Here is a 13,817-nt window from a genome sequence, read left to right as displayed (position 1 = left end):
GTTCTACGATGCCGCGCATGAGAATGCGCACATCGCTTCGATGCCTCGCTGGCCTCGGCATCCTGGCGGCATCCGGTTGCGGTTTGGTGCTTGGCCTCGACGACTTCAAGGACGCCGCGCCTGCCGGCGGCGCCACGTCGGCGGGATCGGGCGGAGGCGCCACGTGCGAGCCGGAGAGAGAGGTCGAGTGCTACTCCGGCCCTCCCGGGACGGAGGACGTCGGGATCTGCCGGGCCGGGAAGCAGGCGTGCAAGGAGGATGGCTCCGGGTACGAGGCGTGCGCGGGTGAGGTGACGCCGGCCAAAGAGACGTGCGCGAGCGCGGATGACGAGGACTGCGACGGGAAGGATTGCGTCGCGTGGGCGAGGCTCATCGGTGGCGCCGAGGAGGAGACGGTAAATGGCATCGCGGTAGACGCGGTGGGTAACGTCTATGTCGCAGGCTCGTTCAGTGGGGCGATCTCGTTGGGGGAAAACGTGCTTATTGCTTCCGGGAAGAGTGATGCGTTTCTGGTTAAGCTTTCTCCCTCAGGAGAGTTCGTGTGGAGTCGGCAGCTTGGTGGTATACGTGACGAGTCGGTGTACTCGCTATCCGTTGGCCCCGACGGGCATCCCATCGTTGCTACTATTGAGATTGGTTCTAACCCGGTGTTTCTGGATCTGGTGCTACACCGGTACGATCCGGATGGAGAGCTGTCGTGGCGAAGAGCGCTCGGCGGTGGTTTCTGCGGAATCGTGCCAACCGTCGTGAAGTCGATGGCGTTCGCTCCGGATGGGGATGTCGTTGTTGTGGGCGACTACTGTGGTGATGTGCGGTTTGACGACAATCACATTGTTTCCAATGCGACGGATTTGGCGGATGTGTTCGTTGCGAAGATGCGATCTTCCGACGGTTTAATTGATGCTTCCACCGGATGGGTCAACGCTTTTGGTGGCGAGGATTCTCAGTATGCGCATGACGTTGCGGTGGATTCCGCCGGCAATGTGATCGTCGTTGGTCATTTTTATGATGGCTTGAGCATCGGCGACGCTTCGTTTGTGTCGTCCGGCGGTTCCGATGTCTTTCTTTCCAAATTGACGAGTCGCGGTCTCGTGAGCTGGGCGAGAGCGTTTGGTGGAGCCGAGGATGATTCGGTGGATTCTGTCGCTGTGGATAGGCTAGGTGGGCCTGTGGTGCTCGCTACATTCAGAGGTGCATTTGACGTTGGCGGTGGAGAGCTGGTTGCGAATACATTCGCGCGGACAGTGTTCAAGTATACGACCGCGAACGCCTATCGATGGCATAGAATATTTGATATGGACGGTATGGATGTTGGGTCTCTGTCCGTCGAACCGCAAGGTGGCTTGCTGGCCGTGGGTGGGCTCACTGGTGATGTGGAGCTGGATGGCAAGGTGCTCCGCCCGGGTTCAGCGAAAGACTTGTTGTTGTTGGGGATGAGTGATGATGCGAAGCTGCTTTGGGCTCGAGCTTTCAGCGAGGTGGGGGATTATAGTGTTGCGTCGCTGGCGCGTCGTGGCGCTCAAGAGTTGCTGGTTGCTGGGCGTGCGAGTAGTGGTATCGACCTCGGTGAAGGTGTTATGAGCCCGGAAGGGGAGAGCGATATATGGGTGGCGAAGTTCCAGCCGTGACTCGAGTGCGCGGAGCGCGCTCGAGCGCAGGCGTCCTGACAGGGGACGGGTCGCGCGCCGAGGTGCGTGCGGTGGGCGTGTAAGGTGGAGCCCGCGGGGGCGAGCTCGTGAGCCGCGTTGATGACGGCTGGGTGGGTGCCTGACGAAAAAAAGACGAGCCGTGAGGCGAGATTTCCGTGCTACCTGCCCTACTGGTTGCACGGATCTGCGACGGCACCACAGCTCTCGCTGCAGTCCGTGCAGGCGCAAGCGTACACGGCGTCGGCCATCGCTCCGGCCTCAGGGTGATCTGTGTTGCAGTCGCTGAAGCACTGCGGCTGAGGGTCGCTCTCCATGCACGCTTGTGCGCACTGGAGCCAAGGCTGGCAGTTCTCATTGAACGCGCAAGCGGTCAGACAGCCGTTTTGTCCTGCGCAGCTCAGGCACTCCACGCCGCTGCCTCCCTCCGTCCCCTGGCACTCGCTCAGGCAGCCGGCGAGCTCCGGATCCACGGCATCCCCTGTGAGCGACTGGAGCTGCTCGCATGTCGCGTCGCGCACGCACTGAGCGCCGCACTCCGCCGCCGGCTCTGCGCAGTCGAACGTGAAGAGGTCGCACACGGGAACCATGCACTCCTCGGCCTTGTCGCACGCCTGATCGCACACGGTGCCGCCCCCGGCGCCGCCCGCTCCGGTCGACGTTGCCGTCGTGGACGCGGCCGTCGTCGAGCTGTTGCTGCTGCTCGCCCCCGTCGTGCTCGACGTCGTGCTGCTCGTCGTTCCCCCGCTGCCGCTCCCGCCGCTCCCCCCGCCGCCGGGGTTCTCCGTCGTCTCGCCCGAGCAGGCCGTGATCGTTCCGCCCGCAACGAAACAGAAAATGAATACAAGAGAAGAAGTCCTGCCGCGCATCGCCGTCCTCCTTGGGCGCGCCACGGGCCTTCCACGTGATTACCCCCAGCGCGGCGCGATCGTTCGCCTGCTGCATTCCCCCGGCAAGACCTTTTTTGCCGCCTCGATGCCCCCGCGCGAGCGTTTCCGCGCCCGCGTCCGCTGGCACCCCGGCCCGCCGCGCCGATGCTCATGGTCGCCGGCGGCGCCCTCGAATGGCAGTGAGCCCGGCGCGGGCCCTCAGCCCGGCGCCGGCCACCTCATCCCGCCCCCGCGCCCCCTCATCCCGGCCCCCCGCGCCCCTCATCCCGGCCCCGGCGACAGCGCCCCGAGCTCCGCGCCGCCGCGCTTCTCGCCGAGCAGATCCAGCGCCGGCACCTCGCGCGCGTCGCCCTGCCCGAGCAGCATCTTGGACGAGCGCTTCGGCCTGAAATCCGGCCGGTTCGGGTTGAGCTTCCACCAGCTCCCCTCCACGACCACCCACGGCTCCTCGCCCGCGCGCACCACCTCCGCCGCGAGCCGCGCGCGCGTGATGCCCGTGATCGCCCGCGTCTCCGGCAGCGCCGCCGCCAGGCGCTTCAGCGCGTCGGGCATCCCGCCGTAGCTCACCTGGGTCACCACGTTGTGGCCCGCGTCGAACCGGTAGATGCTCGTGCTCAGCACCTCGATCGAGGGCGAGTCGTCGCTGACGAGGATGTTGTTCCGCAGCCGGCAACCCCAGCTCCCGTTACCGCACTGGAGCGCGGGCCGGCCCCGGCTGCTCATGACCACGGTGTTGTTGCGGATCAGGTTGTTGCGGCAGCCCCAGAGCGGCAGGGCGTCGGGGCCGCTCACCTGCTCCGGAGAGCGCGGGCCCGGCTCCACATAGGCCTGGTCGAACGGGTTCCCGTTGTCCCACTGCGCGATCCCGCTGCCGAGGTTGCCGTAAATGAGGTTGTTCTGGATGACCGAGTCCGACACCCCCGCGAGGTTGATCGCCCCGCCGCCGATGCGCCCGTTGCCGTTGATGACGTTCCGCTCGATGATGAAGTTCACGCCGCGGCCGTCCGGAAACCCGTGCTCGCCGAACCGGTCCGTCGCGAGCTTCATCAGCCCCGCGGCCCAGGCGCGGGTCGGCTCCCTGCGCGGATAGCCCCGGAACGACGGGTGCTCCAGCACCGCGTCGAGCGAGGCCTCCGGATCGAGGTTCGCCTGGAACCCGCTCGCGCTGTTGCCGAAGAACACGTTGCGACGAACCACGTAGTTGTCCGAGCCGTCGGACACGTAGGCGCCGTGCTCGGCGGCAGAGAAGGCGAACAGGTTGTCCTGCAGCAGGACGGTGTGGCTGTCGGTGGAGTGAAACCCCCACGTCCGATGGTGATGAGAGAAGTTGCCGACGATCGCGATATGGTGCGCCAGCCTGCCGGTCTCGCCGAACGCGCCGTCGACCATGATCCCCGCCTTCGGCGTGCCCGCGCTCTGCCTGCCGGGCCCGCTGCTGCCGGCGAGGCGGAACCCCTCGATCACCACGTGGTGCGCCCCCTTCAGGTAGATCATCCAGTTCGGGTCGGCGGCGGCCCCCCGCTGGATCACGACCTCGCCCGGGCGCCCCATGGCCTTGAAATGGATGTACCGCTCCTGCGTGGCGCTCGGCTTCTCGCCCAGCGAGAACCCCGCGTACGCGCCCGGCAGCACCGCGACGAGATCGCCGCCGCGGGCCGCGTCCGCGGCGTCCTGGAGCGTCGCGAACGCGCGCGTGACCGGCAGGTCCTGCGGCTCGGCCGCGGCGCCCGGCGCGTTCAGGTCGAGCGCGGCGACGCGGAGCGTGGCGGGCGCCGGCGCGCCCACGACGAGCACGCGCTCGTACCGCCGCTGCAGCTTCAACGTCTGGCTCACCCACGCGTCGGAGTCGCTCGTCTTCACGAACGGCTCGACGGCCGCGGGCGACGGCGGCTCCGCGGGCGCGGAGGGCTCGGCCGGCGCGGGGGGCTTCTTCTGCGGCGCCGTCGGCTGCGCCGGCCCCTCGGGCGGCGGCCCGGCGACGTGGATCGTGGCGCTGCAGGCGAGCGCGGCCGCCGCGACGAGCGCGCCGCCGATGCGGGCGCAGCCACGGGCCAGCTGGATGACGCTTGTCGGTCCTCTCATCTCGACGCTCCCGGGAAGGCCGCCCCCCGCCGCGGCACGCGGGCTCATGCGGCGCTGGGTCTGTTTACCCCGAAGCGCGCGCCTCAGCCAGACGAGCTCGCGTCGCGAGCGCGGGCTCACGTCGCTGCCTGGGCTCGCAGCGCGGCGCGGGCTCACGTTGCGGCCTGGCCCCGCGGCGCGGCGCGGGCTCGCGGCACGGCGCGGCCTCGCGGCGCGGCGCGGCCTCGCGGCGACGGCTCGCGCCCGGCGCCGCGGCGCGCCCCGCTCCGGGCGCAGCGCGCCGCGCGTGGTGCGACATCGCCATCCAGGGGCGGCCGCCATCCAGGGGCGGCCGCCATGACCTGGCCCCGTGGCCGTTCGCTTCCTTCGCTGCCGTTCCTTTGGTACGAAGAGCCCATGAAAGCGCTCCCCTCGCTCGTGAGTGTCGCTCTCGCTTCCGTCACCCTCCTCACGCTCGCGCCCGAAGCGCAGGCGAACATCAAGAATCCGAACGATCACCCCGACTACGTGGCCGAGCTCGAGCCGCACGGGAACTTCGTCTTCCTGCACCGCGACTACGGCCTGCGGCGAGCCGGGTACAGGTACTACGACGACTTCGGCGACCCCGAGTTCGGCGTCGGCTTCCGCGCCACGATCGAGCTCGCCGATCCGGCGTTCATCCCCAAGCTCAACAACACTGTCGGCATCTCGTTCGGCCTGGATTTCACCAACTGCACGTACTGCCGCCGTGACTTCACCATCTGGAGTCCGGTCACCATGCAGTGGAACTTCTTCTTCAACGACAAGTGGAGCGCCTTCGCCGATCTCGGCGCCGTCCTCCGCACCGACGGGTTCTACCACCGGGTGTGGTTCGACTTCGTCACCATGGTCGGCGGCCGGTACCACTTCAACGACGACATCTCGCTGACCATGCGGATCGGCTATCCGTTCTTCAGCATCGGCGCATCGTTCTTCACCGGCTGAGCCGCGCCGCGCCGCCTCTCCGGCGGGCTGGACCGCCCGGAGCGCCGCCCTGCCGCCGCGGGGGCCGGGGGAGAGCGCCCGGACTCCGCCGTGGGCGGCGGGATCTTGCCGGGGCAGGCGTGCGGGGCGGACATCGGGCGCGTGCGGATGCGCCCCACCCTGGTTAGACTAGCCGGAGATGGTCGGCTGGTATTTCGTAGGCATCCTCGGGCTCGCCCTGCTGATGGTCGTCCACGAGGGAGGGCACTACCTCGCCGCGCGCGCCTACGGCATGCGCGTCCTGAAGTTCTCGATCGGCTTCGGCCCCACCTTCTTCAAGGTGGTCCCGAAGGACGGGTACTTCTGGTTCACGACCGCCGCGGACAAGGTCCGCGTGCGGCTCTGGCGTCACGACCCGGTGAAGCACGGCCCCACCGTGTTCCAGGTCGCGATGATCCCCTTCCTCGCGTACGTGCAGATCGCGGGGATGAACCCGCTCGAGGAGGTCGACCCCGAGGACAAGGGCAGCTACGCGAACGCGAGCCTGATGGGCCGGATCGCCGCGATCTTCGCCGGTCCGCTCGCCAACTACCTGTTCGCGTCGGTGCTCTTCTTCGCGAGCCTGATGACGGGGGGCAAGCCCTACCGCCTGACGGACATCGGCGTGGTCGCCGGGATGCCGGCCGCGGCGGCCAACCTCAAGGACGGCGACCGCATCGTCGAGATCGACGGAGCCCCGGTCAAGGACTGGGAGAAGATGGCGGAGATCATCTCCCGCAGCCCCGGCCGCCCGCTCGACATCGTCGTGGAGCGCGCCGGCGAGCGCGTCCAGGCCCAGGTCACCCCGGTGAACGAGAACGGCGCGGGCAAGATCGGCGTGATGGCCATCGGGCCGATCCAGTCGGCGCCCGTGACCGCGAAGGAGGCCGCGGTGCTCGCCGTGACGAAGCCGCCGAAGGTCGTGCAGAGCTTGGTCGTCGGGCTCGGCCAGTACCTGACGGGCAAGGTCGAGGGCGAGCTCGGGGGCCCGAAGCGGATGATCGAGGAGACGGCGCACGCGGCCAAGCGCGGGTGGGCCGAGGGGCTCGAGTTCCTCGGCCTGCTCTCGGCCTACCTCGGCGCGTTCAACCTGATCCCGTTCCCGGCCCTGGACGGCGGCCGGCTGATGTTCCTGTTCTACGAGGCCGCCACGCGGCGCCGGCCGAACGCCCGCATCGAGGCGCACATCCATCTGGTCGGCGTGTTCATGCTGATCGGGTTGATGCTCTACGTCACCGCGAACGATTTCGGCCTCGGGTCGAAGTAGCGCCGAGCCCGCGCCTCCCCGTGGCATGAGGTATCCCGCGCGGGCTCCGGCGCCGGCCGGGCGGCTCGCCCGCGCGGCGGCGTGCCTCTCGCTCCTCGCGCTCGCCGGCGAGACGGGGGCCGCGCTGGCCGCGCCGCCGGGTCCGGGCGCGTGGTCCGACGAGGAAGAGCAGGCCGTCTTCGACGTCCCCGCGCCCCCGACGCTCCCAGGGCTCACGCTGCGCGATCCGACCTTCACGTTCGAGTACTCGGCGGCCGCGATCGAGCCCGAGGCGACCAGCCAGGCGGGCGGCAGGACCGCCTACGCCTGGTACTCGCACGGCGAGATGGAGGTGCCGCTCGTCCCCCGCAAGTGGTTCGTCGGCGCGGTGCACGACAGCGCCGCCGCGAGCGTTCCAGGGGTCGGTCGGTCGATCTTGCTCGGGAGCCCCGAGCTCTACGGGCGGGGCGTCTGGTCGAGCGTGCGCGGGCTCGCGTCCGGGGGAGGCTTCGGCATCGTCCTCCCGGTCCCGCGCGACGTCTCGCCGGCCGAGGCCGAGGTGCTGCGGACCGCGCGCGTGGTGCGGCCGTGGGACGAGACGCGCTTCCGGGAGCTCACGCTCACGTTCCGCCCCTGGTTCGACATGCGGCACATCACCGGGCCGTTCATCTTCCAGCTCCGGCAGGGCATCGACTGGTCGCTGGTCGTGCGCCGCCTCCGGTCCGACGAGCGCCGCACCGACATCTCGGCATACACCGCGTTCTACTTCGGCTACCGGCTCGCCCCGCCGGTCGGCGTGGGCCTGGAGCTGTGGGAAGTCTACCAGCTGACGCAGGACCTGTCGGACGACAAGCGCGCGACGTTCGTTATCTCGCCGAGCATCCGCTTCATCCTGGCGAACGTGCAGCCGGCGCTGAGCGTGCTCTTGCCGGTCGCGACCCCGCTGCGCGGCGACGTCGCCTGGTACTACGCCGCGCGGCTCAGCGTCGGGTTCACCTTCCCGACGGATCGTCCGCGGGCGCGCCGGTGAGCCGGTGAGCGGGCGGCGCGCTCGCCGGGCCCGCGCTCCCCGCGCGCGGGGAGGCTACTAGGAGGATCGGGCCCCCGCCGCCGCGCGGGCCCGGGCGCACCCCGGCGAGCGCGCTCCCGCGGGCGAAGGTGAGGGGATCTCGTTCGAGCGCGTGCATCCAGCGCGGCCGCTGGGTACCCTGGCGGCGTGGTCATTGCGGCATGGCTCCGGCGCGGTCTGGTTCTCGCGGCGCTCCTCGCGTCGACCGGCTGCGCGACCCAGCTCGTCAGCCTGAACGAGGGGCCGCGCGAGTACGTCGCGACGGACTACGAGAACGTGCTGCGCGCGTGGACGCGCACGGAGCACCTGTTCGCGCTCTCGGAGCTCGACAACTTCCTGACCGCCACCGCGACGTTCGAGTCGTGGGACTTCCGTTGGGCCTACGTGGCCCGCTACGCGCAGGACTACCGGCTCACGATCGAGCAGCGGCAGAAGCTGCTCGAGAGGACGCTCGAGGAGACGCGCCAGCGCCACCAGTTCTTCGTCGCGATCTTCGGCGGCGAGCGCAAGTACAACGACCTCTCGACGCCGAACAGCGCGTGGATCGTCCGGCTGATCGACGACACGGGGAACGAGACGGCGCCCGAGGAGATCGTCGCGATCCCGAAGCCGAACGCGCTCGAGCGGACCTACTTCCCGTACAACACGGTGTGGCGGCAGGCGTTCCGGATCCGCTTCCCGCGCGCGACCGCGGAGGGCAGGCCGACGATCTCGCCGAGCGCGAAGTGGTTCGGGCTCCGCTTCGCCGGGGCGCAGGGCAACAGCGAGCTCGTCTGGCAGCTCAACGACGACGAGGAGCCCACCGAGGCCGCCCCGCTGGAGCAGGAAGCGGCGAGACCGCTGCGCCCCGTGAGAGGCCGGCTCTAGAGCGGTTTTCGCTCGGGTTTGGTGGAGCCGTCTTCCGTCTCTCGTCTTCCGTCTCTCGTCTCTCGTCTCTCGTCTCTCGTCTCTCGTCTCTCGTCTCTCGTCTCTCGTGCGCGTGCGCGTGCGCGTTGACTCCGGGGAATCGCGCACGCGCACGCGCACGAAGGACGAGCACGGAGGACGAGAGACGAAGGACGGAGGACGTCGGCATTAGCCCGAGCGAAAACCGCTCGAGTCATGAGCGACCCGGCGAACCGCTCGGGGCCTCGGGCGCGCGGCGCTCGTGACGGGCGGGCGATGCGGCGGGCCGCCCTGCGCGGCGCGGCCCGCCTTCGGTCAGCCGCGCTGGGCGTTCAGCGAGACGGACTGCGCGAGGATGGAGAGCAGCTCCGGCGTGCTCTCGAACAGCTCGCGCAGCGCCGGGTGGTCGACGATGAGCACGAGCGCGCCGCTCCCGGCCGCGCGCGCGATCGCCGGCGCCGGCTGGCCGCCGAGCAGCTCGGAGGCGAACAGCAGCTCGCCGGGCCTGGCGGCGCCAGCGAGCTCCTGCGTCCGCTCCGCGACCAGCTCCAGCGTGCCGGCGCCGACGATCACGAGGCCGGGCATCGGATTGCCGGCGTGGATCAGCGGCTCGCCGGGCTCCAAGCTGCACAGGCGGAGCCGGCCGAGGACCCGGCGCAGCAGCGTCTCCTCGAGCTCGCCGAGCGGCCCCAGGGTGACGCCGGCGAGCGACTGGAGCCGGTCCGCGACGGCGCGCAGCTCGTCGAGCACCCAGGGGCAGGTGCGGAGCGCGTTGTCGATGGTCGCCTGGTCCCAGATCGCCACCCGCGCGCCGCGCGCGCCGGCGACGACGCGCAGCGGGATGCCCTCCTCGAGCGTACCGCGGGACGGCACGAGCGCCCTGATGGCGGCGTGCTCGGCGGGCGCATCGACGATGGTCGCGCACACGGCGGCGCTGCCGCTGAGCACCAGCGCTGCCCCGTAGACGGCGAGCTCCTCGTCGGGCGCGAGGTCTTCCACGTGCGCCGCGAGCGCGAGCTCGTCGTGCATCTCCTCGGGCAGGTCGGCGAACGCCTCGACGTGCTCGAGGTCGCGGCCGGTGAGGGTCGCGGCACCGGCGGCGGGCGGCGAGGCGCTGGCCGCTTCCGGTTGCGGCAGATCCGGCGCCTGCCCCGGGTCGAGGTCGGCGGTCGCGACCGTTCCCTCTCCCAGCGGCGAGCCGGGCGGCGGGTCGAGCACGATGGCGGCGAGGTCGATGGTCTCGCCCGCGTCCGGTCCGGGCCCCTCGACCGCGAGCGCTCCGGGCTGCGCCGCGTCGGTTACGAAGGGCTGCGACGCATCGGCCGCCAGGGACGCGTCGCCCGCCGGCAGCGGCTCGACGGCGGTCGCCTGGGTCGCGGGCTCCTCCACGAGCGCGATGTCCGCGTCGTCGAGCAGCTCTTCTTCCGCCGTGGGCTCGGCGGTCGCTGCATCGAGCTCGAGCGCGCGCTGCGACGGGTCCGCGGCGGCGCCGGAGGCGGGCTCGTCGAGCGGCGGACCGGCCTTCGCCTGCAGGTCGTCGCCTTGCGTCGCCGCCTGCGACGCGGGGAAGGGGCTGTCGAGCCGCGACGACGTCGGAGCGTCGAGATCGCTGTCGGAGAGCTCGATGACGACGGTCCCATCGGGCGTCGAGATCGGGGAGGGCTCTTCCGTGCTCGCGGCAGGCTCGATCGTCGTTGCAGGGATGGCGGCCGCGCCGGCGCCCTTCGAGATGACGTCGTCGGCGGAGGCCCCGAGGTGCCCGGGCGGCTCGCTTCCGGAGGGCGTGGCTGCGCGGGCGCGCGGCGCCGCGGGTGCCTGCGGCGTGGGTGCCTGCGGTGCGGGTGCCTGCGGCGCGGGCGCCGGCGGCGCGGACGCCGGCGGCGCGGACGCCGGCGGCGCGGGCGGCCGCGCGGAAATCGGCTTCCGCTTGAGCGCGAGGTCGAGCGGTGCTGCCGAGGTGACGACCTCCTCCTCATCGCCCGCCTGCGGCGTCGAGGGGGGCCGGCGAGCCACGAGGTACATGTCGCCGCTCGCCGTTATCGTCTCCTGAAGAGGCCGAGGCGGCGCGGCGATCTCCGCGTCGTCGGACCAGGGGTCGAGGATCGGCTCGCGAGGTTTCCTTCTCGAGCCGGCCGTTGCGACGGTGGGAGCGGCCGTCTCTGTGCGGGCTGGGGCGGGCGTCGGGATCGGAGCCTCGACGAGGATCTCGCCGATGTCATCGTCCGGCGCGTGCACCTCGGTGAGCGCTGCGGGACTCGGGGCGTAGGGCGGCGTCGAGGGCGGCGGCGGCGCGGCGGAGGCGAGGGGCGCGAGCGGCGGTGCGGCCGGCGGCGGCGCGGAAGGAGCCGGCGCTGCGGGCGGCGGCGGTGGTGGCGGCGCAGCGAGCGGCGACGGCGCTGCGGACGGCGGCGGTAGTGGCGGCGCCGACAGCGGCGGCGCGGCCAGTGGCGGCGCGGAAGGCGACGACGCCGCGGGCGGCGGAGGCGGAGGCGCAGCAGGCGGCGCCATAGGCGGCGGTGCGGCCAACGGCGGCGCCGACGGCGACGGCGAAGCAGGCGGCGGCGTCATAGGCGGCGGTGCGGCCAACGGCGGCGCCGACGGCGACGGCGCAGCAGGCGGCGGAGGTGCAGCGAGCGGCGGCAGCGGCGCGACGGGCGGCGGCAGCGGCGCAGCGTGCGACGGAGGCGCGGCGGAGGTCAGCGTGGGTGCTGGCGGTGGCGCCGGCGGAGGCAGCGTCGGCGGGTGCAGCGGCGCGACGGGCGGCGGCGGCAGCGGCGCAGCGGAAGGGATCGCCGAAAGCGGCGGAGGCAGCGTCGGCGGGTGCGTCGGCGCGGCGGGCGGCGGCAGCGGCGCAGCGGAAGGGGTCGTCGAAAGCGGCGGCGGCGCCGGCGGAGGCAGCGTCGGCGGGCGCGGCGGCGCGGCGGGCGGTGGCAGCGGCGCAGCGGAAGGGGTCGTCGAAAGCGGCGGCGGCGCCGGCGGAGGCAGCGTCGGCGGGCGCGGCGGCGCGGCGGGCGGCGGCAGCGGCGCGACCGACGGCGCCGACGCCGGCGTGGCCAGTCCCTGCGGGGGTGGGGGCGCCGCAGGTGACGGCGGCGCTGGGGCTTGCGCGGCAGGTGGAGGCGGAGGTTGCGGGCGCGGGGGCGCGAACGACGGCGGCTGCGGGCGCGGGGGCGCGAGCGGCGGCGGCTGCGGCGGCGCCGCCGGCGGCCCGAAGGACGGCTGCGGCGGCCCGAAGGACGGCGGCTGCGGCGGCGCCGACGGCGGCCCGAAGGACGGCGGCTGCGGCGGCGCCGGCGGCGGCCCGAAGGACGGCGGCTGCGGCGGCGCCGGCGGCGGCCCGAAGGACGGCGGCTGCGGCGGCGCCGACGGCGGCCCGAAGGACGGCGGCTGCGGCGGCGCCGACGGCGGCCCGAAGGACGGCGGCTGCAGCGGCGCCGGCGGCGGCCCGAAGGACGGCGGCTGCGGCTGCGGCGGTGTCGACGCGGGCGCGGCGATTCCTGGTGCGGGCGGTGAATGCGCATCCGCGATGAGGCGCGGCGGCGGTGGAGCACCGAGGCTTGCTGCCGGAAGCGGGGAGGACGTCGACGAAGGCAGCAGCACCGCTGGCGGCGGCTCGCTCGTGGGGTGCGCCGCGGCGGGGCGCGGCGGCGGGGGCCCCATCGTGGCGTCGGCCCGGCCACGATCCGGCAACGACGCCAGGGTGGGCGGCGGCTCCGGAAGTCCCGGCGCCGGGGGAATGCGGGGCGGGGCCGATGACGGCCTGGGCGAAGCTGCCCGCGGCACGGCCGGCGGCGGCAGCGGGGCGGGCGGCTGAGCGCTCTGCGTCCTGGTCTGCGCCGCGAGCGAGTGCGGGTCCGGGGCGCTCTGCGGCCTGAACGACGGAGGCCCTGGCGGTGGAGGCGGCGGCGGGATCGCGCTCGCTGCCGGCGGGGCAGCCAGCGGAGGCGCCGGTGGTGGTTGGCTCCGATAAAGCGCGCCGGCCTGGGCGTTGGGCGCCGCCGGCGGGGGGGCCGAGGGGGCCACCCGCGCAGGCGGTTGTGCGTACGGTGGGTCGAGCCGTTGTTGCGGGTATGCGGCGGCCGGCGGCTGCGGATACGGCGCAGCGGGCGGCTGCGGATACGGCGCAGCGGGCGGCTGCGGATACGGCGCAGCGGGCGGCTGCGAGCGCGGCGTCTCCGGCCCGAAGGAGGGCGGCGGCTGCGCGGGCGGCGCGGGCGGCGGGAGCGCGCCGCCGGGTGCCTGCTGCGCCGGCTGCTGCGCCATCGGCGGCGGGGGAGGCGGCGGTTGCGGCGCGCTGCCCTGCGAAGCCCCGGCAGGCGCAGGAGAAAACGGCGCGATCGGCCGGTCCGCCGCGGCCGGCCCCTCCGCTGTGCCCGGGAGGAGCCGCGGCGACGGCCGCGACGGCACCTCCAGGCGCTCCGCCTCGGCGGCCAGCTCCGGCTGCGAGAGCGGCTCGAACAGGTCGATCTCGATCGAGGGCATCGAGGCGCGCAGCTCTGCAGCGAGCGAGATGCGGCGGCGCCAGGTCTGCTCGTCGGACGGCGGCGCGTCGTCCTCGTCATCGGCGGGCGGGGACGGCGCGTCGTCCTCGCTGGCGATCGTCTCCAGGAGATCGGGATCGCTCGGCTGCCCGACCTCCGAGGCCATCACCTCCTCGAGCGCCGTCGCGCACAGCCCGAGCTCCGAGGCGCGGAACGGCTGCCCGGCCGCCCCCGCCGCATCGGCCGCGCGCCGCAGCCACACGATGGCGTCGCGCCGCTCGCCGCGCGCCCACAGCGCGCTGGCCGTGGAGATCCCCCACACGACATCTTCATCGTCATTCGGGTGCGGTTCGGGGAGGGCGACCACGCGGTTCGCCATGAGCAACACCACCTATCACAGGCCCCACTGCGGCCGTTTACCCATGATACCGAGCGAGCCGACGTCCCGGTTCGAGCGTCGCGCGAGCCCCGCGGCGCGGAAAGCCGCGCCACCAAGAGCTTAGCCGCGCTGGATACGGCACGTACAAATTACGATAC

General features: G+C 72.6%; 9 protein-coding genes. 6 read left to right on the top strand and 3 right to left on the bottom strand.

From position 1 onward, the window contains the following. Positions 1–17 precede the first annotated feature (17 nt). Positions 18–1,628: an SBBP repeat-containing protein gene (locus WME98_RS16890; RefSeq protein ID WP_437952191.1), complete on the top strand. Its 1,611-nt coding sequence runs from the start codon at positions 18–20 to the stop codon at positions 1,626–1,628. A 188-nt stretch (positions 1,629–1,816) separates the two neighbouring features. Here the strand turns inward: WME98_RS16890 and WME98_RS16885 are convergent, their stop codons facing one another. Beyond that, on the bottom strand, positions 1,817–2,515 hold the full coding sequence (locus tag WME98_RS16885) for a hypothetical protein (protein ID WP_437952190.1): 699 nt from the start codon (positions 2,513–2,515) through the stop codon (positions 1,817–1,819). Between the two features lie 282 nt (positions 2,516–2,797). Further along, complete coding sequence (locus WME98_RS16880) at positions 2,798–4,618, bottom strand: right-handed parallel beta-helix repeat-containing protein (protein ID WP_437952188.1); 1,821 nt, start codon at positions 4,616–4,618, stop codon at positions 2,798–2,800. Positions 4,619–5,014: 396 nt separating this feature from the next. On the opposite strand from WME98_RS16880, the gene WME98_RS16875 reads away from it, so the two are divergent. From WME98_RS16875 to WME98_RS16860, 4 genes are all read left to right on the top strand, one after another. After that, on the top strand, positions 5,015–5,581 hold the full coding sequence (locus WME98_RS16875) for a hypothetical protein (RefSeq protein WP_061624636.1): 567 nt from the start codon (positions 5,015–5,017) through the stop codon (positions 5,579–5,581). A gap of 178 nt (positions 5,582–5,759) precedes the next feature. After that, positions 5,760–6,866 (top strand): M50 family metallopeptidase, encoded by a 1,107-nt coding sequence (locus WME98_RS16870; protein ID WP_061624635.1) that lies wholly within the window; start codon positions 5,760–5,762, stop codon positions 6,864–6,866. A gap of 25 nt (positions 6,867–6,891) precedes the next feature. Then, positions 6,892–7,875 carry a hypothetical protein gene (locus WME98_RS16865; protein WP_437952187.1) on the top strand — a complete coding sequence of 328 codons (984 nt, stop codon included), beginning with the start codon at positions 6,892–6,894 and terminating at the stop codon, positions 7,873–7,875. Positions 7,876–8,061: 186 nt separating this feature from the next. Then, complete coding sequence (locus tag WME98_RS16860; protein WP_437952186.1) at positions 8,062–8,781, top strand: hypothetical protein; 720 nt, start codon at positions 8,062–8,064, stop codon at positions 8,779–8,781. 333 nt (positions 8,782–9,114) lie between these two features. On the opposite strand, the gene WME98_RS16855 is transcribed toward WME98_RS16860, so the two are convergent. Next, positions 9,115–11,307, bottom strand: a complete 2,193-nt coding sequence (locus WME98_RS16855; protein ID WP_437952185.1) for a cyclic nucleotide-binding domain-containing protein — start codon at positions 11,305–11,307, stop codon at positions 9,115–9,117. A gap of 193 nt (positions 11,308–11,500) precedes the next feature. Here WME98_RS16855 and WME98_RS16850 point away from each other — a divergent pair, with 193 nt between their 5' ends. Next, complete coding sequence (locus WME98_RS16850; RefSeq protein WP_437952184.1) at positions 11,501–12,613, top strand: hypothetical protein; 1,113 nt, start codon at positions 11,501–11,503, stop codon at positions 12,611–12,613. The last annotated feature ends 1,204 nt before the right edge of the window (positions 12,614–13,817 follow it).

The sequence above is a fragment of the Sorangium sp. So ce296 genome (assembly GCF_051529605.1).
GTDB lineage: Bacteria > Myxococcota_A > Polyangia > Polyangiales > Polyangiaceae > Sorangium > Sorangium cellulosum_D.
The sequence above is the reverse complement of the archived record's forward strand: the minus strand, read 5'-3'. Positions and strand labels throughout refer to the sequence as shown.